The organism is Brevundimonas guildfordensis (genome assembly GCF_014836405.1).
In the GTDB taxonomy this organism is placed as follows: Bacteria; Pseudomonadota; Alphaproteobacteria; order Caulobacterales; family Caulobacteraceae; genus Brevundimonas; species Brevundimonas guildfordensis.
In genome coordinates, this window is sequence record NZ_JACSQU010000001.1 from 923832 (window position 1) to 949148 (window position 25317).

General features: G+C 68.2%; 27 protein-coding genes. 14 read left to right on the forward strand and 13 right to left on the reverse strand.

Annotated elements, in window-relative coordinates; genetic code table 11:
* Positions 1-18: 18 nt before the first annotated feature.
* Positions 19-1449, reverse strand: a complete 1431-nt coding sequence (locus H9656_RS04460) for a purple acid phosphatase family protein (protein ID WP_225212220.1) — start codon at positions 1447-1449, stop codon at positions 19-21.
* A gap of 299 nt (positions 1450-1748) precedes the next feature.
* Here H9656_RS04460 and rpsF point away from each other — a divergent pair, with 299 nt between their 5' ends.
* From rpsF to alr, 8 genes are all read left to right on the forward strand, one after another.
* Complete coding sequence (gene rpsF / locus H9656_RS04465; RefSeq protein WP_035283764.1) at positions 1749-2126, forward strand: 30S ribosomal protein S6; 378 nt, start codon at positions 1749-1751, stop codon at positions 2124-2126.
* Positions 2127-2137: 11 nt separating this feature from the next.
* A complete protein-coding gene (gene rpsR, locus H9656_RS04470; RefSeq protein WP_003167100.1) occupies positions 2138-2413 on the forward strand; it encodes a 30S ribosomal protein S18 in 276 nt (91 codons plus the stop codon).
* A gap of 1 nt (position 2414) precedes the next feature.
* Positions 2415-2999 carry a 50S ribosomal protein L9 gene (rplI, locus tag H9656_RS04475; protein ID WP_191743031.1) on the forward strand — a complete coding sequence of 195 codons (585 nt, stop codon included), beginning with the start codon at positions 2415-2417 and terminating at the stop codon, positions 2997-2999.
* Positions 3000-3400: 401 nt separating this feature from the next.
* The gene (locus H9656_RS04480; protein WP_191743032.1) at positions 3401-5824 is read left to right on the forward strand and encodes a TonB-dependent receptor plug domain-containing protein; all 2424 of its coding nucleotides are present in this window, start codon (positions 3401-3403) and stop codon (positions 5822-5824) included.
* A gap of 169 nt (positions 5825-5993) precedes the next feature.
* Complete coding sequence (locus H9656_RS04485; RefSeq protein WP_191743033.1) at positions 5994-6371, forward strand: hypothetical protein; 378 nt, start codon at positions 5994-5996, stop codon at positions 6369-6371.
* Positions 6372-6418: 47 nt separating this feature from the next.
* Positions 6419-6820: a hypothetical protein gene (locus H9656_RS04490; RefSeq protein ID WP_191743034.1), complete on the forward strand. Its 402-nt coding sequence runs from the start codon at positions 6419-6421 to the stop codon at positions 6818-6820.
* Positions 6821-6940: 120 nt separating this feature from the next.
* Complete coding sequence (locus H9656_RS04495; RefSeq protein ID WP_191743035.1) at positions 6941-8446, forward strand: replicative DNA helicase; 1506 nt, start codon at positions 6941-6943, stop codon at positions 8444-8446.
* 48 nt (positions 8447-8494) lie between these two features.
* Entirely contained in the window at positions 8495-9544 is a 1050-nt protein-coding gene (gene alr / locus H9656_RS04500) for an alanine racemase (RefSeq protein WP_191743036.1), read from the forward strand.
* Positions 9545-9573: 29 nt separating this feature from the next.
* On the opposite strand, the gene H9656_RS04505 is transcribed toward alr, so the two are convergent.
* Positions 9574-10191 carry a Yip1 family protein gene (locus H9656_RS04505; protein ID WP_191743037.1) on the reverse strand — a complete coding sequence of 206 codons (618 nt, stop codon included), beginning with the start codon at positions 10189-10191 and terminating at the stop codon, positions 9574-9576.
* 161 nt (positions 10192-10352) lie between these two features.
* Between H9656_RS04505 and radA the strand changes: the two genes are divergently transcribed.
* The 6 genes from radA (at position 10353) to H9656_RS04535 (ending at position 16346) form a co-directional block, all read left to right on the forward strand.
* A complete protein-coding gene (gene radA / locus H9656_RS04510) occupies positions 10353-11726 on the forward strand; it encodes a DNA repair protein RadA (RefSeq protein ID WP_191743038.1) in 1374 nt (457 codons plus the stop codon).
* A gap of 36 nt (positions 11727-11762) precedes the next feature.
* Positions 11763-12299, forward strand: a complete 537-nt coding sequence (locus H9656_RS04515) for a CvpA family protein (protein WP_191743039.1) — start codon at positions 11763-11765, stop codon at positions 12297-12299.
* Between the two features lie 81 nt (positions 12300-12380).
* On the forward strand, positions 12381-13886 hold the full coding sequence (gene purF, locus H9656_RS04520; RefSeq protein ID WP_191743040.1) for an amidophosphoribosyltransferase: 1506 nt from the start codon (positions 12381-12383) through the stop codon (positions 13884-13886).
* 6 nt (positions 13887-13892) lie between these two features.
* Entirely contained in the window at positions 13893-14234 is a 342-nt protein-coding gene (locus tag H9656_RS04525) for a VOC family protein (RefSeq protein ID WP_191743041.1), read from the forward strand.
* Between the two features lie 38 nt (positions 14235-14272).
* Positions 14273-15034 (forward strand): SDR family NAD(P)-dependent oxidoreductase, encoded by a 762-nt coding sequence (locus tag H9656_RS04530; protein ID WP_191743042.1) that lies wholly within the window; start codon positions 14273-14275, stop codon positions 15032-15034.
* 40 nt (positions 15035-15074) lie between these two features.
* Positions 15075-16346: an O-antigen ligase family protein gene (locus H9656_RS04535; RefSeq protein ID WP_225212222.1), complete on the forward strand. Its 1272-nt coding sequence runs from the start codon at positions 15075-15077 to the stop codon at positions 16344-16346.
* On the opposite strand, the gene H9656_RS04540 is transcribed toward H9656_RS04535, so the two are convergent.
* The 11 genes from H9656_RS04540 to chrA form a co-directional block, all read right to left on the reverse strand.
* The gene (locus tag H9656_RS04540) at positions 16330-16683 is read right to left on the reverse strand and encodes a cupredoxin domain-containing protein (protein ID WP_191743044.1); all 354 of its coding nucleotides are present in this window, start codon (positions 16681-16683) and stop codon (positions 16330-16332) included. The two genes, H9656_RS04535 and H9656_RS04540, sit on opposite strands and share 17 nt — an antisense overlap.
* Positions 16673-17197: a DUF4142 domain-containing protein gene (locus H9656_RS04545; protein ID WP_191743045.1), complete on the reverse strand. Its 525-nt coding sequence runs from the start codon at positions 17195-17197 to the stop codon at positions 16673-16675. The genes H9656_RS04540 and H9656_RS04545 overlap by 11 nt, the downstream gene beginning before the upstream one ends.
* A 49-nt stretch (positions 17198-17246) precedes the next feature.
* Complete coding sequence (locus H9656_RS04550; protein ID WP_191743046.1) at positions 17247-17951, reverse strand: RNA polymerase sigma factor; 705 nt, start codon at positions 17949-17951, stop codon at positions 17247-17249.
* Between the two features lie 63 nt (positions 17952-18014).
* Entirely contained in the window at positions 18015-19640 is a 1626-nt protein-coding gene (gene der / locus H9656_RS04555) for a ribosome biogenesis GTPase Der (protein WP_191743047.1), read from the reverse strand.
* A 31-nt stretch (positions 19641-19671) separates the two neighbouring features.
* Complete coding sequence (locus tag H9656_RS04560; protein WP_191743048.1) at positions 19672-21093, reverse strand: PQQ-like beta-propeller repeat protein; 1422 nt, start codon at positions 21091-21093, stop codon at positions 19672-19674.
* Positions 21094-21117: 24 nt separating this feature from the next.
* Positions 21118-21903 carry a tetratricopeptide repeat protein gene (locus tag H9656_RS04565; RefSeq protein WP_191743049.1) on the reverse strand — a complete coding sequence of 262 codons (786 nt, stop codon included), beginning with the start codon at positions 21901-21903 and terminating at the stop codon, positions 21118-21120.
* Positions 21904-22048: 145 nt separating this feature from the next.
* The gene (locus H9656_RS04570; RefSeq protein ID WP_191743050.1) at positions 22049-22471 is read right to left on the reverse strand and encodes a hypothetical protein; all 423 of its coding nucleotides are present in this window, start codon (positions 22469-22471) and stop codon (positions 22049-22051) included.
* The gene (locus H9656_RS04575; RefSeq protein ID WP_191743051.1) at positions 22461-23018 is read right to left on the reverse strand and encodes an RNA polymerase sigma factor; all 558 of its coding nucleotides are present in this window, start codon (positions 23016-23018) and stop codon (positions 22461-22463) included. The genes H9656_RS04570 and H9656_RS04575 overlap by 11 nt, the downstream gene beginning before the upstream one ends.
* Positions 23019-23042: 24 nt before the next feature.
* Positions 23043-23426 carry a DUF6249 domain-containing protein gene (locus H9656_RS04580; RefSeq protein ID WP_191743052.1) on the reverse strand — a complete coding sequence of 128 codons (384 nt, stop codon included), beginning with the start codon at positions 23424-23426 and terminating at the stop codon, positions 23043-23045.
* A 139-nt stretch (positions 23427-23565) separates the two neighbouring features.
* Positions 23566-23919, reverse strand: a complete 354-nt coding sequence (locus H9656_RS04585; RefSeq protein ID WP_191743053.1) for an ArsC family reductase — start codon at positions 23917-23919, stop codon at positions 23566-23568.
* Between the two features lie 118 nt (positions 23920-24037).
* Positions 24038-25231 (reverse strand): chromate efflux transporter, encoded by a 1194-nt coding sequence (chrA, locus tag H9656_RS04590; protein ID WP_191743054.1) that lies wholly within the window; start codon positions 25229-25231, stop codon positions 24038-24040.
* Positions 25232-25317 lie beyond the last annotated feature (86 nt).

Sequence of the window (25317 nt, forward strand, 5' to 3'; positions counted from 1 at the left end):
CCGCCCTCGCGCCCGCCCTTAGTCCTTGATTTCCGCCGTGCAGGGGCGGTCGTCCGGTCCAGCCGCGCCGTCGCAGCGACGCAGGGCCAGCAGGGTGTCCTCCGTCTCGATCAGCCGCTTCGTGCCGTCGGCCTGCCGCACCAGCGTGAAGGCGTCATACAGGCCGCCCGTCGCCGTGAAGGCGCGGAACGACAGGCGATCGGCCTCGACGTCGATCAACTGATACAGCTCGGTGTTCTCGGCGGCGCGCACCGGCTGGGTGTCGGCCCGGTCGTTCAGTCCATACATCTTGGAGCCGGTGACCGAGACGACATAGACCGGTCCCTGGGGACGGCCCGCCGCGCTGTCGGCGCGCGAAGCCTCGGCCCCGGCGGGGTTGGAGACGCGGCCGTAGCAGTGGTCGTGCCCCTGCAGCACCAGGTCGATGTTGCGGGCGTCGAAGATCGGCTTCCAGGCGGCCTTCAGCTCCTCGGTGTCCTCGGGCCGGGCGCAGGTGTAGATCGGCTGGTGGACCAGGGCGACGTTCCAGCGCGCCGGGCTTTCGGCCAGCACCTTATCCAGCCAGCGAGTCTGGCTTTCCCCGGCGCCCAGGTCGATGGCCGCCGTGCCGTCCAGGACGATGAAGCGCACGCCCTGATAATCGACGTAGTAGCTGGTCGCCTTCACGCCCTCGGCGCCGTTGTCCGGCAAGGCGAACTGCAGGGGCCAGTGCGGGCCCAGGAGACGCGACTCCTCGCCGTTCGGCAGGATGTGGTCGACGTACTCATGGTTGCCGGTGGCGGGCAGTTGCGGCGTCATGGCGTAGGCGCGGCCGCCGGCCTCGGTCCACTCGCCCCACTCGTCGTCGTGAACCTTGACCTCGCGCTGGGCCACCAGATCGCCCGCGTGGACGACCAGAGCCGCCGGTCCCGCCTCCTTGAAGGCCGAGCGGATCACGCGCGAGGCGACCTCGAGAATGTCGTTCTGGGTGTCGCCCAGATAGATAAAGCGGAAGGGCGCGAACTCGGCCTTGGCTGTGCGGAACGGGAGCCACTCGCTCCAGCCGTCGGCGGCGCGCACGCGATAGACATAGCGCGTGTCCGGCTTCAGCCCGTCGAAACGCGCCTGATGGTACAGGGCCTGACCGTTCTCATTCTCGATCGGGGCCGTGGTCCCGGCCACGGTGCGGGCGGCGAAGCCCAGCAGCGGGCCGTCGATCTCCTCGGCGATCTGCGCCTCGGCGCCGGCCTGACGCGTGTCGGTGCGCCAGGCGACGGCGGCGCCGCGCGCGGCGTCAGCGGCGGGGCTCAGCACGATGCGGTCGGCCCAGCCCTTGGCGGCCCAACGCCCGTTCGGCGCGTGCAGCGGCGGCGGCAGCGGATCAGGGTCCGGCGGCGCGACGATCTGGGCCGTCGCAGGCGCGGCCAGCAAGAGGGCGGCGGCCAAGGAGGCGGCGGACAGCTTCATCATGATGGTTCCCCGAAACTCACGTCGTTGAAGCCAAGGCCTACGCACCCAATGCGACGGTTCGCCGGGGCTTTTGTGAAACTCCTGCGAGGAATGGGCCGCACTCGCCGTATCGGGTCTCGGCTTTTCCCCACGCGCCTTGCCGTGCCGGGGTTTTTCCCGTATAGGCGCGCCCTTTCCAGGGCTTCGGTCCTGCTGCGGAACGTCAAAGGGTCGGGAAACTCCCGTCCGCCGCATCAGGAGCCATCGTGGACGAACTACCCGGTTCGCCTGCGCCGATGTCCGCCAAGGGAGAATACCGCATGGCTCTTTACGAGCACACGGTCATGACGCGCCAGGATATCTCGGCGCAACAGGCCGAAGCGCTGAACGACACCATCAAGGCTCTGATCGAAGAAAACGGCGGCTCCGTCGCCAAGATCGAGTACTGGGGTCTGCGCAACCTGACCTACCGGGTCAAGAAGAACCGCAAGGCTCACTATTCGCTGATGGCCGTCGACTGCCCGCCGGCCGCCATGGCCGAAGTCGAGCGCCAGCTGTCGATCAACGAAGACGTGCTGCGCTGGCTGACCATCCGCGTCGAGGAACTCGACCTGGAGCTGTCGCCCCTGCTGGCCCGCCGCGAACGCGAGCGTGACCGCAGCGCCCCGCGCGGCGAAGACGCCGCGGCTTCGGAATAAGGAACCGGATCATGACCGATACGACTGCCCCCATCCCGGGCGCTCCGGCCGGCTCCGGCCCGGCCCGTCGCCCCTTCTATCGTCGCCGCAAGGTGTGCCCGTTCTCGGGCGCCAACGCGCCGAAGATCGACTACAAGGACGTGAAGCTGCTGCAGCGTTACGTCTCCGAACGCGGCAAGATCGTGCCTTCGCGCATCACCGCCGTTTCCGCCAAGAAGCAACGCGAACTGGCCAAGGCCATCAAGCGCGCCCGCTACCTGGCCCTGCTGCCGTACGTGGTGAAGTAAGATGAAGGTCGTTCTGCTGGAACGCGTCGAGAACCTCGGCGCCATCGGCGACGTCGTCACTGTCAAGGACGGTTTCGCCCGTAACTTCCTTCTGCCGCGCGACAAGGCTCGCCGCGCCACGGAAGCCAACCTGAAGGCCTTCGAAATCGAACGCGCCGCCATCGAGCAGCGCAACGAGAAGAACAAGGCCGACGCTCAGAAGATCGCCGACAAGATCGACGGTCAGAGCTACGTCATGATCCGTCAGGCTGGCGAAACCGGCCAGCTGTACGGCTCGGTCGCCGGTCGCGACGTCGCTGAGGCCGTTCGCGCCGAAGGCGGCAAGGTCGAGCGCTCGCAGGTCGTGCTGAACACGGCGATCAAGACGCTGGGCGTCCACGAGGTGCTGGTCCGCCTGCACCCCGAGGTCTCGGCCACCGTCAAGATCAACATCGCCCGTTCGGCCGACGAAGCCGAGCGTCAGGCCAAGGGCGAGGACGTGATCCGCAGCCAGTTCGACGACGAGCGTCAAGCTGCTGATCAGGCCGCTCAGGAGCTGCTGGAAGGCGGCGCCGGCCAACAGGAAGGCTTCGGCGACGAAGCCTGATCCTGTCGCTTCGGCGAGATGATCCAGGGGCGCTTCCGCAAGGAGGCGCCCCTTTTTCTTGCGCGCGACCGATGGGTGAGGGTTTAGCTAACCTAAACGGTCCCTCACACAATCTCGATAGGCGTCGCCGCTTTCGCACCGCAATATCGCCATGGCCCGTCGCCGTTGACGGGCAGGAGATGACGATGCGCCCCGGCTTTTACGCCCGCCTGCATCGCCCGGTCGCCAGACCGCCGCGATGTCCAGGCCCGCGACCCTGAAACCACCCGCCCCGACCGGTCCGCCGCCGGTCTGCGGTTTCAGCACGCCTTCGGAATTCCTCTTCCCGACGCGCCCGACGCCCGTCCTCCCTCGGCGGCGATCACAGGCCCGCGCCCAATCAGAAAAGACGACCTCTCGAGATGACCTCCCGCTTCCCCCGCCGCCCCGCCCTTCTGGCCGCCGCATCCGGCGCCGCCCTGATGATCGCCGGCGCCGCCAGCGCCCAGACCGCGCCCGACGCGCCGGCGCCTGACGAAATCACCTCCGTCGACGACATCGTGGTGACAGGCACCCGCGCCCCGGCGCGCTCGCGCCTCGACACCCTGGCGCCCGTCGACGTGGTGACGGCCGAGACCCTGCAGAACCGCGGCACGACCGAGTTCGCCGCCGCCCTCGCCCAGACGGTGCCGTCCCTGACCTTCCAGCGGCCGGCCGCCAACGACGGCACCGACTCCATTCGCCCCGCCACCCTGCGCGGCCTGTCGCCCGACCAGACCCTGGTGCTGCTCAACGGCACGCGCCGCCACGCCTCCGCCCTGGTCAACGTCAACGGCACGGTCGGGCGCGGCTCGGCCGCCGTGGACCTCAACGCCATCCCCAGCACCGCCCTGGACCGGGTCGAGGTGCTGCGCGACGGCGCGTCGGCGCAATACGGCTCGGACGCCATCGCCGGGGTCATCAACCTGCGCCTGAAGGAAGCCCGCGAGGGCGGCGGCGCCAGCGTCACCTACGGCCAGTATTTCACGGATGTGGAGACCGCGCGCGGCAAGCGCGATGAAGAAGACGGCCGCGCCGTCACCGCCTCGGCCTGGCAGGGCTTCGGACTGGGCTCGGACGGCTTCCTGACCCTGTCTGCGGAATATTCCGACCGCGACCCGACCAACCGCTCGGACTTCGATCCGCGGCCCGCCGCCAACGGCGCCGTCACCGCCCGCTTCGGCGACCCCAAGGTCGAGCAGTGGACCGTCTTCGCCAACGCGGGCAAGCCGTTGAGCGCAGACTGGGAAGCCTACGGCTGGGCCGGCTATCAGGAGCGGGACAGCACCTCGGCCGCCTTCCCGCGCCTGTCGGACAACCCCAACAACGTGCCGGCGATCTACCCCAACGGCTTCCTGCCCAAGATCGCCATCAACTCTCAGGACGTCTCGACCGCCGGCGGCCTGCGTGGGACCCTGGCCGGATGGGACGCGGACTTCAGCCTGGTCTATGGCCGCAACGCCCTGGACTTCCGCACCGAGGATTCGCTGAACGCCACCTATGGTGCCGCCTCTCCGACCAGCTTCGATTCAGGCGGCCTGACCTATGACCAGCTGGTCTTCGGCGCCGACTTCACGCGCCAGTTCGAGGTCGGCCTCGATGGCGGCCCGCTGAACTTCGCTTGGGGTCTGGAGGCCCGCAAGGAGAACTACCAGATCGACGCCGGTCAGCCGGAATCCTGGAACCGCGGCCCGCTGGGCTCGAACACCGCCCTGGCCGGCGGCGCCCAGGGCTTCGTGGGCTTCCAGCCCTCGAACGCGGTGGATGAAGATCGCGACGCCGTCGCCCTCTACGCCGATGTCGAGATCCCGCTGACCGAGAAGCTGACGGTCGAGGGCGCGCTGCGCGTCGAGGACTATTCCGACTTCGGCGACGCCCAGACGGGCAAGCTGGCCGCGCGCTACGACTTCACCCCGAGCTTCGCCCTGCGCGGTTCGGTGTCGACCGGCTTCCGCGCGCCGTCCCTGCAACAGAGCTTCTTCACCTCGACCTCCTCGGTCGTCCAGAACGGCGGCTTCGTCGAGACCGGCACCTTCCCGGCCACCAGCGAGGTCGCCTCCGTCCTGGGCGCCCGCCCGCTGAAGCCTGAGACCTCGACCAACTACACGCTCGGCGCCGTGATCCGTCTGGGCGCCTTCGACCTCACCGTCGACGCCTATCGCATCGAGATCGAGGACCAGATCGTCCTGTCGGAGCTGATCAATCGCAGCTTCTCGCCGCAGGTCGCCGGCCTGCTGGACCCGCTGGGCGTCCAGGCCGCGCGCTTCTTCCTCAACGGCGTGGCGACCGAGACGCAGGGTATCGACGTCGTCGGCCGCTATCGCCTGCGCACCGACACGGCCGGCGACTGGGACTTCACCGTCGCCGCCAACGTCAACGACGTCAGCGTGACCCGGGCGCCGACCTCATCGTCCGTGCTGAACCCGGTCCCGACCCTGTTCGCGCGCCAGCGGATCCTCACCATCGAGGAAGGCACGCCCGATACGAAGGTCTCCGCCTCGGCCGACTGGAGCCAGGGCCGCTGGGGCGCCACGGCGCGGGCGACCTATTACGCCAGCGTGCTGCAGCCCGGTTCGGTGCCCGCCAACGACTATTCGACCGGCGACAAGACCACCATCGACCTGGAAGGCCGCTTCCAGCTCACCGACCGGGTCGGCCTCGCCATCGGCGTCGAGAACGTGTTCGACGAATACCCCGACTTCGTGCCGGCCAACCTCAACAACAACGGCGTGCTGGGCTTCCCCTACTACTCGCCGTTCGGCTTCAACGGCCGCTACGGCTACGCCCGCGTGAGCGTGAGGTGGTGAGGCCGCGCGCCCGAGGCTTCCTCCCCAGCCTTTGAGCGTGCGCCTGTCGTCAGGCGCGGCGCGCCGCAGCCGCCGCGCCTGACGAAAACTTAATGTCCGACAGCGTTCATCGGCCATGGTTCTCTGATGAGGCGCGAGCTAGGCTTCAGCGTCTCTCGAGAGGAAAGCCATGAAGCCCGCTGCGTTCGCCGTCGTCGCCGCCCTCGCCCTGTCCGCCCTGCCGGGCGCAGCCGCCGCCATGACGGTTCAGGAGTTCCTGACCTCCGCCAACCGCATTCCGCGCAATCCGACCGCCCTGCTGCGCGCCGATGCACGCCGCTTGATGAGCGAGATGAACGGCGCCTTCAAAGCCGTGCGCGATGACCAGACCGCCGCCGCAGCCGCCGGCCGCCAGGCCGCGACCTGCATTCCTCAAGGCGCCAAGATCAGCCTGTCGCCCGACATGATCCTGGACCGGTTCAACGCCATCCCGGCCTCGCGCCGCCACATCAGCGTGAACCAGGCCGTTCGCGAATGGATGGCCGAGCGATATCCCTGCCCGGCCTGATCGCCGCCGCACTTGCACTGCGGCGTCGGCGGGCGCATCTACCCCGCATGTCGCGTTTCGTTCTTGCCCTCATCGCCGCGCCTCTGGCTTCGGTGACGCTGCTCGTCTCCGCTCCGACGGCTCAGGCCCAGTCGTCCGAGATGACCGTCCAGCAGTTTCTGAACATCGGCCAGAACATTCCGCGCAACCGCGCCGTGGCCATGATGCGCCCTGATACCCGACGCCTCATTCGCGAAGTCACCGGCGCCGTGAGCACGGTCAAGGCCGAGCAGGCCTCGGCTGTATCCGCAGGCCGCCGCCCGGCTCACTGCATCCCCGCCTCGGGCACCGGCATCACTCCCGAGGGCCTTGTCGCCCGCTTCGAGACCATGCCCGAGGCCCGCCGTCGCGTCACCGTGACCCAGGCCGTGCGCGACTGGATGATCGAACGCTACCCCTGCCGCGCCTGACGGCCTCTCACTGATCCGACAGCGGTTTTCCACGCCCGTCCACAGGCGTCGGCGACTGTCCACGACCACGACCGCGCCCGCGTCTGACGCAGGGCGCGCCTATGTCTATTGATGATGCCGATGAACGCCTTCGCCCCGATGCCCTACGACTCCCCCCACGACGCCGTCCAGGTGTCGTCCATGCCTCACAACCTGGAGGCGGAGCAGGCGCTGCTGGGCTCGCTGATGTTCGACAACGCCGTGTTCGAGCGCCTGTCGGACCGACTGCGCGGCAGCCATTTCTACGAGCCCTTCCACCAGCGGCTGTTCGACGCAATCGAGGACCACATCCGTCAGGGCCTGCTGGCCGAGCCCACCATCCTGATGGAGCGGTTCAAGCAGGACCCGGCCTTCCAGGAATTCGGCGGCCTGCGCTATCTCGCCGACCTGGTGGACCGGGCGCCGCCCGCCGCCAACGCCCCCGACTACGCCCGCGTCGTCTATGACCTGGCCCTGCGCCGCGACCTGATCCGCATCGGCGGCGAGATCATCAAGGAGGCGCCCAACCCCGAGACGCCCGCCGACGAACAGATCGAACAGGCCGAGCAGACCCTCTATTCCCTCGCCGAGACGGGCAAGCCGTCGTCAGGCTTCGTCAGCTTCTCCCACGCCCTGTCGGGCGCCGTGGAGATGGCGGGCGAGGCCTATCAGCGCGAGGGCAAGCTGGCCGGTCTGGCCACCCGCCTGGACGACCTGGACCAGAAGCTGGGCGGCCTGCACCCCTCCGACCTTCTGATCCTCGCGGGCCGACCGTCGATGGGTAAGACGGCGCTGGCGACCAACATCGCCTTCAACGTCGCGCGCAACTATCGCTGGGAGCCGACGCCGGACGGCGGGCGCAAGACCGTCGATGGCGGCGTCGTCGCCTTCTACTCGCTGGAAATGAGCGCCGAACAGCTGGCAATGCGTATCCTGGCCGATGCGTCCGGCGTGTCCTCGGACAAGCTGCGCAAGGGCGAGATCGACGCCTCGGACTTCGGCAAGATCCGCGACGCCGCCATCGAGATCGGCGAAAGTCCGCTGTACATCGACGCCACCGGCGGCCTGTCCATCTCCAAGCTGGCGGCGCGCGCGCGACGGCTGAAGCGGATGGAAAACGGCCTCGACCTGATCGTGGTCGACTACCTCCAGCTCGTCACCACCGGCGACAGCGGCGGCCAGAAGAACCGGGTGCAGGAAGTCTCTGAAATCACCGGCGGCCTCAAGGCCCTGGCCAAGGAACTGAACGTGCCGATCATCGCCCTGTCGCAGCTGTCTCGTCAGGTCGAGAACCGCGAGGACAAGCGGCCCCAGCTGTCCGACCTGCGTGAATCGGGTTCGATCGAGCAGGACGCCGACTGCGTTATGTTCGTCTATCGCGAAAGCTACTACCTGGGCCGCGCCGAACCGCGCGAGGGCACCGAAGAACACCTGAAGTGGCAGGAAGACATGGACCGCCTGCAGCATCAGGCCGAGGTGGTCATCGGCAAGCAGCGTCACGGCCCCATCGGCATCGTCAAGCTGGCCTTCGATTCCAACACCACCCGCTTCGGCAACCTGGCCCACGACGGCCGCTACGGCGGCGCCTTTGCGGATATCCCCGAGTAGGCCGTCAAAGCGGTGGCGCCGACCGAGCAGCGGCCTATAACCGAGCCCATGACCTCGACCGCTTTCGCTCCCGCCGTCCTCAACGTCGACCTGGACGCGCTCGCCCGCAACTATCGCACGCTCGAGACTGTGACGGGCCGTCCGGTCAATCCGGTCGTGAAGGCCGATGGCTACGGCTTGGGCGCCGCCGCTGTGACCAAGCGTCTGATGGCCGAGGGCGCACGCACCTTCTTCGTCGCCCGCGCCGCCGAGGGCGTGCGTCTGCGCGAAGCGATCGGACCCGAGCCGGTCATCTATATTCTGGACGGCTGTCACGGCGACGCGGCCGCCATGCTCAAGGCCTCCAGCCTGCGGCCCGTCATCAACCACCCAACCCAGCTTCAGACCTGGCAGGCGGCGGGCGGCGGCGCCTGCGCCCTGCAACTGGACACCGGCATGAACCGGCTGGGGTTCCGCGTCGAGGACGCGCCTGAACCGTTCGAGGGCCTCGAACTGGTGATGACCCACCTGGCCTGCGCTGACGAACCGTCAAACCCGCTGAACCGCGCCCAGCGCGACGCCTATGCCGCCGCCGTGACCCGCTATCCGGGCGTGACGCACTCCTTCGCCAACTCGGGCGGCTGCTTCCTGGGACCGGACTTCGCCTTCGACGTGGTGCGGCCGGGCATCTGCCTGTACGGCGGCGGGCCGGAAGGTCGCCCGCACGAGAAGATCGCCCCCGTCGCCAGCCTGATCGCCCAGGCGGTGCAGGTGCGCGACGTGCCGGCCGGCGAAACGGTCGGCTATTCGCAAGGCTACAAGGCGGAAACGCCAATGCGCGTGGCGACCGTGGGCGCCGGCTACGCCGACGGCGTGCTGCGGTCCTACAGCCCCAGGGGACAGGTCTTCATCGCGGGCGAGATGCGGCCGATCATCGGCCGGGTGTCGATGGACGTGCTGGCCGTCGACGTGACCGGCCTGGACGTCCAGGCGGGCGATCCGGTCGAACTCTACGGCGCCAACCGCCTGATCGACGACGCGGCCACGGCGGCCGGGACCATCAGCTATGAGCTGCTGACCTCGATCACGCCGCGCGTGCCGCGCGTCTACAAGGGCTGAGACTCCAAGGCCCCAGCCCTTCCACAGTCTCAGCTCAGGGCGAACGCAGCGGCGCCCAGGCCGACAATGGCGAAGCTGGCGATCACGGCCGCGACCAGCGACCAGACGATCGCCCACAGGATGATGGCCGCCACGACCACGACGATGGTGTAGCCCAGCGCCTTTTCGGCCGTCGTCTTCATCAGCACCGGCAGGCCCAGGTATATCAGATAGAAGCCGTACAGGCCGATCAGCCCGGCCAGCCAGCCCAGGGTCGGGATGATGTTCAGCACGCCCGCCACCCACATCGGGGTCATGGAATAGACGGCGACCTGCATCGCCTTCACCGGGTTCTTGGTCCCGCCGAAGGTCGGGGCCAGGGCGTCGATGATCATGCCCAGGATGTAGACGCTGACCAGGCTCAGCAGATAGCTGAGCGCGCCCGCCAGCACCGGTCCGACCAGGCCGCGATGACCAAAGGCGATCTGGCCCACCACGGTCGCCACCGCCGGAATAGCCGCCAGGATGACGGCGTAGTTGGTGAACAGCCCCTTGATGGTGGCGCTCTCGGCGTCGATCACCGGCCACTCGAACTTGGGCCGGGTCAGGATGTATTTGACCCGAGCGACGAGCGACGGATCGACGGCGGGGGGATTTTCCAGGGTCATTCGATTGCCTTCTGGGCGGTTGAGTCGGATCAAGGCCTTATCATGGCAGAATGACGGCTGTGTGGACGGCTGCGCAACCCCGCAGTCACCCTATGACAGTTTCGGACGCAGCACGCTCCAACCGGCCTGCCCTCGCCCGTCTGATCTGCTACGTCTGACACATGGCGCGCGACTCTCTTCTCTTCGTCTGCAAATCCTGCGGGGCGGTTCATTCCAAATGGGCCGGGCAATGCTCGGCCTGCGGCGAGTGGAACGTCCTGGTCGAGGAAACCAAGGCCGCCCCGCCGGGCGCCATGAAGCCCGCCTCGACCGCGCGCGGGCGCGGGGTGCAGTTCGAGACCCTGCAGTCCGACACGCCCGAGCCGCCACGCATCGTCACCGGCGTGACCGAGTTCGACCGCGTCTGCGGCGGCGGCGTGGTGCCGGGCTCGGCCATCCTGCTGGGCGGCGACCCCGGCGTCGGCAAGTCGACCTTGCTGCTGGAGGTCACGGCCAAGGCCGCCCGCAACGGCGCCAAGGTCGCCTATATCTCAGGCGAAGAAGCGATCGAGCAGATCCGCGCCCGCGCCAAACGCATGGGCGTGGCCGACGCGGACGTGGCCCTGGCCTCGGCGACGGCGCTGCGCGAAATCCTGACGACGCTGAAGCGCGACCCCTTCGACATCGTCATCATCGACTCCATCCAGACCCTCTGGAGCGACGCGCACGACGCCGGGCCAGGCTCGATCACCCAGGTGCGCGCCTGCGCCGCCGAACTGGTGCGGCTGGCCAAGAACGGCGGCCCGGCCATCGTCCTGGTCGGCCACGTCACCAAGGACGGCCAGATCGCCGGACCGCGCGTGGTCGAACACATGGTCGACGCCGTCCTCAGCTTCGAGGGCGAGCGCGGCTATCCGTTCCGCATCCTGCGCGCGGGCAAGAACCGGTTCGGCGCCACCGACGAGATCGGCGTGTTCGAAATGGGCGACGCCGGCCTGCGCGAAGTGCCCAACCCCTCCGCCCTGTTCCTGGGCGAAGGCAAGGACCGGGCGCCGGGCGCCGCCGTCTTCGCCGGCATCGAGGGATCGCGCCCGGTTCTGGTGGAAATTCAAGCCCTTGTCGCCCCTTCTGCATACGGCACGCCAAGACGCGCGGTCGTCGGCTGGGACTCCGGCCGCCTGGCCATGCTGCTGGCGGTGCTGGAGGCGCGCTGCGGTCTCGGGTTCGGCGACAAGGACGTTTATCTGAACGTCGCGGGCGGGATGCGGATCAACGAGCCCGCCGCCGACCTGGCCGCCGCCGCCGCCCTGATCTCCTCCGCGCTCGACATGCCCCTGCCGCAGGGCTGCGTCGTCTTCGGCGAGATCGGCCTGTCCGGCGAGGTCCGCGCCGTCGGCCGCGCCGAGGCCCGCCTGCGCGAAGCCAAGAAGCTCGGCTTCGAACGCGCCTTTGCCCCGCCACAAGCCAACGGCAAGGTGAAGAAGGGCGACGTCGCCCTTACCGTCGTCACCCGCCTGGCCGACGCGGTCGAGCGAATCTCCCAGAACCGCTATTAAGGCGCGTTCTCCAACCCGTTGAGGCCCACAGCACGCGTGACCGGCTACGACGTCTTCGTGATTCTGGCCCTGCTGGCCTCGGGCGCCGCCGGATGGTTCCGGGGCGGCATGCGCGAAATCATGGCCCTGTTCAGCTTCCTGCTGGCGGCGCTGCTGGCGCTGATCACCCTGCCGTGGACGGCGCCGATCGGGCGCTCTCTCGTCGACCCCGACTGGGCCGGGTCTGTGCTGGCCGTGGGTCTGGTCTTCGTGATCCTCTATTTCGGCCTGAGATTTCTCGGCTCGGCCATTTCGCAGGGCGCGCGCGGCCATGCCCTGGGCGTGCTGGATCAGACGCTTGGCCTCGGCGTCGGCCTGATCCGCGCCCTGGGACTGATCGGGGCGGTGCACCTGGTCATCATGGGCGCCATGCAGGACAACCCGCCGCGCTGGCTGGCCGACGCCGCCACAGCCCCGGTCAGCGAAGGCGCCGCCCGCGCCATCCAGATCGTGCTGCCGACGCTTGGAAAGGGCGCCGACGCCCTCACCCCCGTGGTCGGTTCTTCCGTCCGCGAAGGGTTTTCGTCTCAATGAGCCTTGCCCCCGACGCATTCGCAGACTACGTGCGCGTCGCCGCCCATTGAGTTACCTTTCCCCGGACATCGGAGCCTGACGATGCGCCACCATATCGCCGAACCCGTCGTTCACCGTGAGCATTGGCGTGAGCCGGAGGACGACCAGCTTCGTCTCGAATGCGGCGTCTGCGGGGTCTGGGGCGCGCCAGAGAATGAGGCTTCCTCCATCGTCGCGCTGGGCCTGCACGCCCTGCAGCACCGCGGCCAGGAAGCCTGCGGCATCGCCAGCGTCCACGACGAACTCTTCTATACGGAGCGCCACCAGGGCCTCGTCGGCGACGCCTTCGGCAACGCCGAACTGAGCAAGCGCCTGCCGGGCCGCGCCGCTATCGGCCACACCCGATACTCGACCGCCGGCGGCAGCTTCCTGCGCAACATTCAGCCGATGTTCGCCGATCTGGACCAGGGCGGCATCGCCATTGCGCACAATGGCAACCTGACCAACTTCAAATACTTGCACGCGCAACTTGTGCAGGAAGGCGCGATCTTCCAGTCGACCTCGGACTCCGAGGCCATCCTCCACCTGATCGCCCGCAGCCGTAAGGCCAAGATCGTCGATCGCTTCATCGACGCCCTCAGCCGTATCGAGGGCGCCTACGCCCTGGTCGCCCAAACGCGGCTGAAACTGATCGGCGCGCGCGACCCGCTGGGCATCCGCCCGCTGGTGCTGGGCAAGGTCGGCGAGGCCTGGGTGCTGGCGTCCGAAACCTGCGCCCTGGACCTGATCGGCGCCACCTTCGTGCGCGACGTCGAGCACGGCGAGGTCGTGGTCATCGACGATGACGGCCTGACCTCGATCAAGCCCTTCGCCGCTCGCGCCGCCCGTCCCTGCCTGTTCGAATACGTCTACTTCGCCCGCCCCGACTCGGTCGTGAACGGCCGCGCCGTCTATGAGGTCCGCAAGGAGATGGGCCGTCGCCTGGCCCGCGAACACGTGGTCGAAGCCGACGTGGTGGTGCCAGTGCCCGACTCCGGCGTCCCGGCCGCCCTCGGCTATGCCCAGGAAAGCGGCCTGCCCTACGAGATGGGCATCATCCGCAGCCACTATCTGGGCCGCACCTTCATCCAGCCCAGCCAGGGCGCTCGTCAAAAGGGCGTGCGCATGAAGCACAGCCCCAACCGCGCCGCGCTGGAAGGCAAGCGCGTCGTGCTGATCGACGATTCCATCGTGCGCGGCACCACCTCGCTGAAGCTGGTCCGCGCCGTGCGCGCGGCGGGCGCCAAGGAGGTTCACCTGCGCTCGGCCAGCCCGCAGATCCTCTATCCCGACTTCTACGGCATCGACATGCCTGAGCGCTCGCAACTGATGGCCGCCACCCACAGCATGGAAGAGATGCGCGCGGTGCTTGAGGTCGATTCCCTCGGCTTCCTTTCCATCGACGGCCTGTACGACGCCCTGGGCGCCGGACCGCGCGATCCCGCCAGCCCGCAGTTCACCGACCACTATTTCACCGGCGACTATCCGACCCGCCTGCTGGACCGTGAAATCGAAGAAGGCGGCCGCGATCAGCGCGGCAGGCAACTTTCTCTGCTGGTGACCGCTTAAGGCTGGATGATCCAGCTCGGCTACTTCACCCTCGACACTCCCGACGTCGACAGGGCGCGCGCCTTCTACAGCGCCCTGTTCGGCTGGCGTTTCGACGAGACCTCGTCCAGCCCGACCTACGCCCATGTGGGCGAGTCGGAGCCTGCGTTCGGGATCACCAAGGGCGAGCAGAAGGCGTTTCCCAATCTCTACTTCCGCGTCGATGACATAGAGGCGGCCTGCGCCCGCGTGGTCGAACTGGGCGGCCGATGCGCCGTGCCGGCCGAAAGCCCGTCGGGCCTGTCCGCCGTCGTCAGCGACGATCAGGGCGTCAGCTTCAGCCTGTGGCAGCCCGCGCCGGGTTACTGAGCCTTTCGCCGGACGGCCGGCCGCGCTATCAGCGGGCCATGTCCGAGAACGCTTCCCTCCCCCTCGCCAATCGCGTCGCCCTGGTCGTCGGCGCCTCGCGCGGCATCGGCCGCGAGGCCGCCCTCGCCCTGGCCAAGGCCGGCGCCCACGTCATCGCCGCCGCCCGCACCCAGGGCGCGCTTGAGGAACTGGACGACGAGATCTTCGCCGCCACCGGCCAGCACGCCAGCCTGGTCCCGTTCGACCTGGTGGACGGCGGCGCCATCGACCGCCTGGGCGGCGCCCTGTTCGAACGCTTCGGCAAGCTGGACATCTGGGTCCAGGCCGCCGCCACCATGGGCCCGTCGGGCCTGACCCCCGTCGCCCACGCCGAGCCGCGCGAGTTCGCCAAGGTCGAGAAGATCAACTTCACCGGCGTCTACCGCCTGATCCGCTCGCTGGAGCCGCTGCTGCGCGCCTCCGACGCCGGTCGCGCCATCCACCTGACCACCAGCGTCGCCAGCCACCCGCGCGCCTTCTGGGGCATGTACGCCGCGACCAAGGCGGGGGCCGAGGCTCTGGTCAAATGCTGGGCCGACGAGATCGAGAGCACGCCTGTGCGCGCCTGCATCGTCGATCCGGGCCGTATGCGGACCCAGTTGCGCGCCCAGGCCTTTCCGGGTGAAGATCCCGAAGTCCTGCCTCATCCTTCGGAGATCGGCCCCCTGATCGTCGAACTGGCCCGCGCCGATTTCACGCCGCCCCTGACCGTCAGCTTCAAGGAATGGAAGCAGGGTCTGTCGGCGGACGCCTTGGTCTGACATCCGCATGAGGGGGAGATCAGGGGCAGATGTGCGGACGATGGCGCCGCCGCCGGCGTCCGCCCCCTCCCTCCCGCTGGTACGCGCCGCCTCTCTGGCCGACATCGTGGCCTTCGTCGCCTCGGTCGGACTGATCCTGACCTACGTCGGCTTCTGGAGCGCGCCGCTGACCGGCTACGGCGCGCGGTCGGCGGACTTCCTGCGCAACTTCTACTATCCGGCCTATCTGATGGCTCTGGTGCTGGTGTGCATGCGTCCGGGCCGGGCGCTGAAGGGGATGGCGCGCTCGCCGCTCCTGGTCGCGCTTCTGCTGCTCACCGCCGCGACCTACTTCTGGTCGATCATGCCCGAGCTCACCGCCCGGCGTATCCCGGCCCTGGTCTTCACTACGCTTGGCGGCGTCGCCCTGGCGTCGCGCTGGAGCTGGAAGAGCCTGACCGAGATCATCGCCGGCACGCTGGCCGCGCTGGCCATAGTCTCCTTCCTTCTGGGACTGCTCGTACCGGACATGGGTCGAATGCAGGAGCTATTCCCCGGCGCCTGGCGCGGCCTGTGGCTGGAAAAGAACTCTCTGGGCAACGTCATGGTGAAGACGACCGTCTTCATCATCGCCGCGGGCATGATGGCGCCGGAACGCCGCAAGCTGTGGTTCAGCCTGGCGGTCATACCCCTCATGCTCATCATCCTGTCGACATCGAAGACCGCCCTGGTGGTGCTGGTCCTGTCGATGGCCGCCATGGGCTTCGTGGCGATCGTGAAGGCCGGCCCCCTGCGCGCCGTCGTCGCCACCTGGTTGGCGGTCGTGGTGGTGATCGGTGCGGGTCTGCTGATCGCGACAGAAACCGACGCCTTCTTCGCCCTGCTGGGCAAGGACGCCACCCTGACCGGGCGGACCGAGATCTGGTCCGGCATCATGCAGCAGATGGCCGACCACCCCTGGCGCGGCTTCGGCTATGGCGCGGTGTGGGACGACCCCAGCTACACCGGCCCCAAGGCCTGGATCGGCTATCAGGCTCACTTCATCCCGGCCGACGCCCACAGCGGCTGGCTGGAGCTCTACATCGCCCTGGGCCTGGGCGGCGTCATCCTGTTCGCCCTCTTCCTGCTGCAGATCTGGGCGCAGTCCTTCTGGGCGGCCTACACCAGCCCCGCCGGGTGGCTGGTCCTGCCGATGATGACCTCCTACACCATCACCATGATGACCGAGAGCATCGCCATGAACTGGCACGAGCTGCGCTGGGTTGTCGTCGTCGCCATCGCGCTCAAGCTGGTTCTGGGCGACGAGCCGGCCCAGATCAGGCCCCGACGCTGATCTCGCTGCGCATGGCGGGGTGATAGCGACAGTAGTAGGCCACGACGCCCGCTCGCCTCATCACCGCCGAGGCCGAGGCGCCCGGCGGCAGGTCCACATCGAAGGTGCCGTTGCGGGCCGTCGCCGTGTGCCGGACGATATCGCGATTGGTCCATGTGACGGTGTCGCCGGCCTTCACGCCAGTCGGCGAGGGGCCGAAAGCCATCTTGTCGACGATGACCACATGGCGGCGTCCGACGGCTTGCGCTCGCGCCGGCAAGATCGCGCCGGCCGCCAGAAACACCGCATAGACCAGAACGTCGCGCCGGTCGGCCCCAGCTGTGGTCTCATTGGACATGGCTGCGCGCCAATTGTTCGGCGTGGGCCTGATGCTCCTGGAACAGGGCGAGGCCGCGTTCCAGCAAGGCCTTCAGCTCGGGATTCTGGGCGCCGGGGATCAACGTGCCGCGCAGGGCCTCATTGACCGTGCGGTGATAGGCGACCTCATTGTCGATATAGGCCCTGTCGAAGGCCATGCCCGACAGACCCGCCAGCCGCTGCCGCTCGGTCGCCGCCGACTGGCTCAGCGCCGTCGAGGTGGGATTGGCCTCGGGCGTCACCTTCAGCCGCTGCAACAGAGCCATGGCCTGTTGATTGACGGCCGTATGGTCGCGTTTCATCGTTTCGGCGAAGGCCCGAACCTCCGTGTTCATCGACTTGGCCAAGGCCTGCTCCGCCGCCTCGATGTCCAGCTGGCCGGCGGTATAGGCGATGTGGGCGATCTGCGGGTCGCTGGGGGCCGTCGACTGCGCATAGGCGCCGGCCAGCGGGGCCAGCGCCAGGGCGCCGGCGAAGACAAAGCTCTTGAACATGGCGTCGCTTCCTCTGTCTGACGGCGTCATGGCCGCCTGACATTGGACTTCACGCCGCAGGAAAGGTTCCCGCCGTCTGCGCCAGCCGATCCAGAACGCGATCGGTCATCCGGCCGCATCGCACCCCAAGGAAGGGGAAGGCGCCCGCCACCGCGCACTCCAGACGCTCATCCAGCGTCTGCCGCATCATCCGCCGCGCCCGATGCAGGCGCGTCTTCACGGTCTGGGGCTTCAGGTTCAGGCTCGCCGCCGTCTCCTCGGTCGAGCATTCCTCGATGTCGCGCATGATGAAGACCACGCGAAACGCAGGCGGCAGTTCGTCCACCGCCTGCTCGATCAGACTGCGCACCTGGCTGCGGGCCGCGTCGCTCTCCGGGCCGCCGTCGCCCGACCGTGAGGGAAAGAGGATGATCTCGCCCATCGTCGCCTGCGCCGCTTCCACGGCCTCCAGCCCCACGACCGGCCTACGTCGCCGCAGACGGCTGCGCGCCTCGTTCAGCACGATGCGGGTCAGCCAGGTGACGATGTCCGCCTCGCCGCGAAAACGGCCAATGCCCAGGAAGGCGCGCACATAGGCCTCTTGCAGCGCGTCCTCGGCCTCGCTCTCATCGTCCAGTACCGAGCGCGCGACGCGGAACAGGCGCTGGTTGGCGCGCTGCATGATGGCGCGAAAGGCGCCCGGGTCGCCGCCCTGCGCCCGTCCGACCAGATCGGCCGTGGTCAGCGCGACGTAGTCGATACGGACGCTATTCATGCCCTCATCCGCCTCCTGCGCCTCAAGTGACGCTGGAGACGGGCAAAGGTTCCCGTCAGCGGATCAGCGCTTGGCGCCGCCCTTCTGACCCGTGCGGACGCGGCCCGACCGCGACACCTGACGCGCCCCGCCGCGCGCGCCCTTGCCGACGAAGGCATTGGAGCCCGACTTCTTGGACGCGCTGGCCTTCAGCCCGCCCAGCGGCTTCACCTTGGGCTTGATGCCGGCCTTGGCCTTCTGCTCCAGCGCCTTGCCGGGCAGGTTCGACAGCTTCTCGGCCTTTTCGGCCTTGATCACCCGGCGCGGCGCGGTCTTGGCGTCGCCCTTGAACCGTTCCGGCCCCGACTTGGCGCCGCCAGCGGCATAAGGGTTGGCCGAGCCCGATTTGACGTTCAGACGGATGGGCGTGCCCTGCAGGTCGAAGCTCTCGCGGATCGAGTTGACCAGATAGCGCTTGTAGTGATCCGGCATCGCCTCGGCCCGGCTGGCCATCAGCACGAACGTCGGAGGACGGGCCTTGGTCTGGGCGATGTATTTGGGCTTGATGCGCTTGCCGTCCACGGCGGGCGGCGGGTGCCTCTGCGTCGCCAGGGACAGCCAGTCGTTCAGGTCCTTGGTCTTCACCTTGACCGACCAGGTGTCATACGCCTCCAGCACCGCCGGCATCAGGCGCTCGACGCCCCGGCCGTTGAACGACGACAGGGCCACGAAGGGCGAGCCCTTCAGCTGCGGCAGCTTGTCGTCGGCCAGACGCTTCAGCTCGGCCAGACGCGACTGGGGCTCTTCTTCCAGGTCCCATTTGGCGGCGACATAGACCAGCGCCCGCCCTTCCCGCTCGACCAGATCGGCCAGTTGCAGGTCCTGGGTGTCGAAGGCGTCGTCCTTGTCCATCACCATGAGCACCACCTCGGCGAAGGTGATGGCGCGGATGGTGTCGGCGACCGAGAGCTTTTCCAGCTTCTCCTGGACGCGGGCCTTGCGGCGCATCCCGGCGGTGTCGATCAGGCGGATGTTGCGGCCTTCCCAGACCCAGTCCACCGAGATGGAGTCGCGCGTGATCCCGGCTTCCGGCCCGGTCAGCAGGCGGTCGTCGCCGATCAGGCGGTTGATCAGGGTCGACTTGCCCGCGTTCGGTCGGCCGATGACGGCGATGCGGATCGGCTTTTCAGGCTCGTCGACTTCCTCGATGAAGATGTCTTCCGACGCCGCGACGACGGCCTGATACAAGTCGGCCATGCCCTCGCCGTGCTCGGCCGAGATCGGCACAGGCTCGCCGAAGCCCAGGCCGTGCGCCTCGCCCACGCCGCCGCCGCTCTCGCGGCTTTCGGACTTGTTGGCGAGCAGGATGATCGGCTTGTGCACCTTGCGCAGGCGATCGGCGAAGATGCGGTCCAGCGAGGTCACGCCTTCGCGCGCGTCCATCATGAACAGGATCAGATCCGCGTCGTCGATCGCCGCCTCGGTCTGCTCGCGCATCCGGGCTTCCAGGCTTTCGTCGGTGACGTCCTCATAGCCCGCCGTGTCGATCAGGGTCAGGTCCATGTCGCCGATCACGCCATCGGCGTAGCGGCGGTCGCGGGTCACGCCGGGGCGATCATCGACCAGCGCCAAGCGCTTGCCGACGAGGCGGTTGAACAGTGTCGACTTGCCCACATTGGGGCGGCCGACGATGGCGACCTTCAGAGCCATGTCGGCCTTCTAGCTTAAATCGGTGAAAAGATCAGCGGATGCTGACCAGCTGACCCTTGTCGGTCAGGACGTAAAGCGCGCCGTTATAGGCGGCCGGGGCGATATAGGCGGCCGAACCCAGCTTCAGGCTGGCGGTCTGCGCGCCGGTCTTCGGATCAAAGGCCACCGCCTCGCCGTCCGAATTGACCAGGACCAGCCGGTTCGACGCAAGGATCGGACCCGACCAGACCGGGCGCACGGTGCGCTTGCCGAAGCCCAGGAAGCCGCCTTCCTTGCGCACGCGGCCCTCGTTCAGGTCGCGGGTCCAGTAGACCTGCCCCGTCTCGCGATTGACCACGGTCAGCTCGCCCGACTTGGAGACCACATAGACCACGTCGCCGACCGGCAGCGGCGCGTTGACGCCCGCGACCGGCAGGGACCACTTCGGTTGGCCGCTGCGCAGATCCATCGACTGCAGCACGCCCGACTGGCTGACGGCGTAGACCTGGCCGCGGCTGATCACCGGTCGTCCGGCGATGTCGCGCAGTTCCGACAGGGCGCTGGTGCGGCTGGTGCGCGACAGCACCTGTTCCCACACCGGCTGGCCGTTGGCGGCCTGCAGGGCCACGATCTGGCCCGAGGAGAAGGGCGCAATGACAGTGCTGCCGCTGACTGCCGGGCTGGAGGCGCGCATGATGCGGGCCGGCTCGGTGATGCCGCGATAGGACCAGTCCTGCTGGCCGTTGGCCACGTTGAAGGCCATCAGCTGGTTGTCGATGTCGACGACATAGACCCGCTGCCCCGCCACCGTCGGCGCGCCGTGGATCGGCAGATCGACCGGCGTGCGCCACAGCTCGGCGCCCGTATTGGCGTCGAACGCCGTCATGACGCGATAGCCGGACGAGACGAAGACCTTGCCGTCGCTGACGGCGAGACCGCCGCCGAAACCGCCGCCGCCAGCGCCGCCGCCGAAGCCGATGCCCAGGATGCGACGACCGCGGTCCGCCTCGTCGACCTTGACGCTGGCCTTCCAGGCCACCTGGCCGGTGCCGGCGTCAACAGCCGTCACGCCCGCCTCGCCATCCAGGACGAAGACCTTGCCGCCATCGGCGACCACCGGGGACATCACCTGATTGGTGCCGCCCGAGCCGGCGCCGATGTCGCGCCTCCAGGCGACGGTGAAGTCCTGGGCGGCGATGGCGTGTTCAATCGCGTTGTCGGCGCTTCCGCCCGGCTGGCTCCAGCTGGTGGCGGCCTGCGGCCCCGGCAGGAAGAAGTCGCGGCCCGACAGCGCCGCCGACGGCGTCAGCTGCTGCTCGAACTCGAGAATGGAGATGCGCTGGCCTTCGCTGGCGGTCGCCACCGGATCCTTGTCGCCGCCCAGGCCGAACGGCAGGGCTTTGCGCACAGTGCCGCAGGAGGCGACGGTCATCGCCAGACCGCAGAGCAGAGCGACTTTCAGCGTTTTGTTCATGCGAATCGTCCCGAAGGCGTCAAATCAAGGGCGCGCGGCAGGGGCCGCAGCGGCGGGAGCGGCGTCGGCCGCAGCAGCGACATCAGCCGGAGCAGCCGGAGCGGCCGGGGCAGCAGCCGCCGCCGGCAAGGCCGCAGCGGCCTTGACGATGGCGGGCAGGCTGGCCGCCGTGCCGGTGTCGATCGCCTGGACGGCGGCCTGGGCGCGCTGGCGCACCGGGTCCGGCACGTCCTGGCCCAGTTGCAGCTGAACGAAGGCCTGACGCGCCTCGGCGGTCTTGCCGTGCTGCAGTTGCGCCATCGCCAGGGCTTCCTGGGCGAAGGGCTGCAGCGGGCGCTTGTCGCGCGCCAGCGGCTCCAGACGCTTCTGAACGTCTTCCAGCGAACCCGTGTCCATAACCAGGAAGGCGGCCTTCAGCGCGGCCATGTCCGACAGGATCGGATCGCGCGAGGCCTTGGCGGCTTCGTCGAACAGGGCGACTGCTTCGGTCGTCTTCTTGTCGGCCAGCGCCAGGCCGCCCTGCTGCATCAGGGCCAGGGCCTTATAACCGCCGCCGGCGTTGGCGGCCTCGGCGAAGGCGGTTCCGGCCTCAGCGGCATTGCCCGTCTGCAGGGCTTCAATGCCCTTCTGATAGGCGGCGGAGGCCTTGTCGGCCTGCGAGGTCACGTAGGACTGCCAGCCCCACCAGGCCAGGGCTGCGGCCAGTGCGACCGCCAGCAGGCCGCCCAGAACGGGCAGCCAGGTGCGGGCCAGGCGCCGATAGCGTTCGGAGCGAAGCTCCTCCTCGACCTGTTCGAAGACATCAACCACGAAGCGTCGCCCCAAAAATACAGCCAAGGCCGGTCATTAAAAACGCCGCGACCCTAGAGGTTCGGCGTCACCGCCGCAACGCAGGCGTTGGGCGCGAAACGGCTTTTTCCAGCCCTAAGCCGGGACTAGGGCGGGAAAACGGCGCTCAGATCTGTTGGGACAGCTTCACCACGCCCGCCGCCAGCAGGGCGACCAGCACCCCGGCCGTGACCCAGAACATCTGCATCCCACCCATGGAGCCCATGGCGCCGAACGCCGCATCGCCCAGTCCAGACCGCTCCAATAGCGACTGGAAGGCCAGCCCGCCCTGCGCGCCCACCGAATCAACCGCCCCTGATCCGGCTTGGGCCGAGACCCCGTTGGGCCCCAAGCTAAAGTTGACGTTCAACAGCTCGCGCACGGCGATGACGCCGCCCGCCAGGCCCGCCACGGACAGCGCCGCGGAACGGAACCGCGACGCCTTGTTCAGCCGCGCGGCCACGTCGGCTTCAAAGAAGACCGAATCGGGGAACTGCGGCGCCTGGGCGAACAGGCGTTCGATCGCCGGATCGAATTCGTCAGCCGACATGGGATGCGCTCCCGAGTGCAACCGGCCCCGGCTGGAGCCGGGCCCGAAGTTTATCCAGACCACGCTTGACATGAGATTTCACCGTTCCAAGCGGCAAATTCATGGCCGCGGCGATTTCCGGGTGCGACAGCCCCGCGCCGTGACACAGGGAGACGCACAGGCGTTCAGCCTCGCTGAGGCCCTTGAGCGCCTCGTCCAGATCGACGCGGCCGATGCTGTCGACAGCGGGCGCGGGGCCTTCTGCTTCAGTTTCAGCCACATAGCGCGCTTCCTTCGAGATGCGCTTCAGGTACAGGCGCGCGGCGATGCGCTTGATCCAGGCGGCGAAGGTGCCCTCGCCCCGGAACTCGGCGCATTTCTCGAACGCCAGCAAGAAGGCGTCCTGGGCCACGTCGTCGGCCAGCGCCGGCTGGGCGCCCATGCGGCGCAGCAGGCCCCGCACCGCCGGACCATGCCGGCGGACCAGCTCGCCGAACTCGCGGCGGCCGCCGCCGGCGGCCAGTCCCGCCAGCTCGACATCGTGCAGATCGCGTAAGGGTTGGGCCATGACGGTCTCCGTGCTCGACCCGCCTCAGCCTTTGTTCTTGTTGAAAACGCTCAGGATAACGAAGGCCAGACCGATCATGCCCGGGATCGCGGCGATGCCCGCGATGGGATAGAAGGCGTCCATCTCGGCGAAGCTGACCGCATAACCGAAGAGGCCGATGCCGAGGGCGACCGCCAGCAGGATGACGCCGGTGCGCAGGTCGCGCGCGGCCGTCGCCGGCGGCTTGGCGTTCTCCTTGCTGATGCTCTCGATCACCTCTGGCGGCAGAGGCTGGCCCTTCTCGATGGCGGTGCGCAGCGTCGCCTGCATCTCGCGCCGGTCGCGGCTCTTCAGCCAGGCCGGGATGGCGACGATGGCGACCACCATGATGAAGGGCGCCAGTGGGATGAGGATTTCAAGGCCGTTCATGGGTTGTCGCCCCTTCGTGAAACTCTGTTCGGCCGATCCTGATGCGGCGGCCTTCTGATCACAAGAGGCGGCGATGATGGCCCGCGGATGCAAGCCGCCGCATGAACTCTTCGTAATGGGGCTCTGCCCTCCCCAGACGTCAGCCGCCCAGCGCCTCGGCGTAGAGGTCCGGCTTGAAGCCCAGCAGCGTGCGCCCGTCGCCCAGATCCAGCACCGGCCGCTTGATCATCGACGGCTGGGTCAGCATCAGATCCACCGCCTTGGCGGCGTCGATATCGGCCTTGTCAGCGTCCGACAGCTTGCGAAAGGTCGTGCCCGCGCGGTTCAGCACCTTCTCCCAGCCATGCTCGGCCACCCAGCGCTCCACCTCGGCGCGGTTCGCCCCGGCAGCTTTGTAGTCATGGAAGTCATAGGCCACGCCGTTCTCATCCAGCCAGACGCGCGCCTTCTTCATCGTGTCGCAGGCCTTGATGCCATACAGGGTGCGGGTCATGGGCGAACTCCAAGCGTGACAGACAGCCGGGGTCTGGCATCGAAGCGCAAACGGGTCAATTTCAGGCGCGTGGTGAGTGGTCGGCTTGCGATCCGTTTGGGGCTCCGGACACCGGCCGTCAGCCGAAGATCAATCTCCCTGCGAGCGCGCCTGTCAGAATGATAAGCGGTGGCGCCCACTTGCCTTTCGCCAACCAGACCGCTGCCAGCGCCGTCATGAAAATGAGGGCTGCCGCCCAGAAACTCGGTGCGCGCTCAGCCGTGGACCACGTCAGTTGAAGGCCGGTCGCGCCAATCACCCCCACCACAGCCGCTGCGACCCCGGCAAGCACGCGGTGCAGCCCCGGATTGTCCACCACAGCTTCCAGCCGTTCGAACAGGATCAGGGAAAAGGCGAAGGCTGGCAGGAAGATGCCGGCTGTCACCGCCAGGGCGCCGGCCCAGCCGCCTGCGACATAGCCGGCGAAGGTCCCGAAGATCACCAGAGGCGCAGGCAGGACGCCAGCCAGGGCGACCCCGTCAAGAAAGACGCCGTCGGACAGCCATCCTCGCCCGACCGTGTCGGCGCGAACGTAGGGAATGGCGGTGTACGCCCCGCCGAAGGTCAGAAGCCCGCCCTTCAGCCCTGCGACAAACAGATCAAGCGTTCCCGCTTCGGTGATGGGGCCGCTCACTGTGACGGCCGCATCGATTCCGACCGAGCGCAGGGCGACCGACAGCACCACCGCGACCAGACCGAGGCTCAAGGCGATCCAGGGGCGCGCGCTGAAGCCATAGATCAGGCCGCCCGCGACAAGGGGGATCCAGAAGGGCGCGCCGATGAGGCTGGCCGCGAACGCAAGACCGGCCAGCAGCCACAGTATTCGGTCTTCGAGCACGTGCTGCCCGATCCGCTGCACCGCCCTGATGATCAGCGCCACCACGACGATCTGGACCCCGAGCAGGGCGCCGCTCCACACAGCGCGACCGGCGACCAGAATGTCGTATGTCCACGCCGCCAGCATCATCAGAACAAAGCCCGGCAGCATGAAGCCAAGGCCCGCCAGAACGCCGCCGATTCGGCCCCGCGCCAGCATCCCCATGTGGACGCAAAGCTCATGCGCCTCTGGACCGGGCAACGCCTGCATCACCGCCAGCAGCCGGTTGAACCGTGCGCTGGAGATCCAGCCCTCCCGCTCGACCAGTTCGCGCCGGATCATGGCGATCTGCGCGACCGGCCCGCCGAACGCGAGAAGGCCGAAGTGCAGAAATTTCAAGAACAGAGCGATGAGCGTGAGGCGAGGCGCCCTCGCGTCGTCCTGGGTAACAGTCATCACCTAGCTCATATAGCCATGCACGAGGGGTGCGCCTCGGAACGCTTCTATGGGTCAGGCAAGCCCTCGAAGAAAGACCCCGGGCG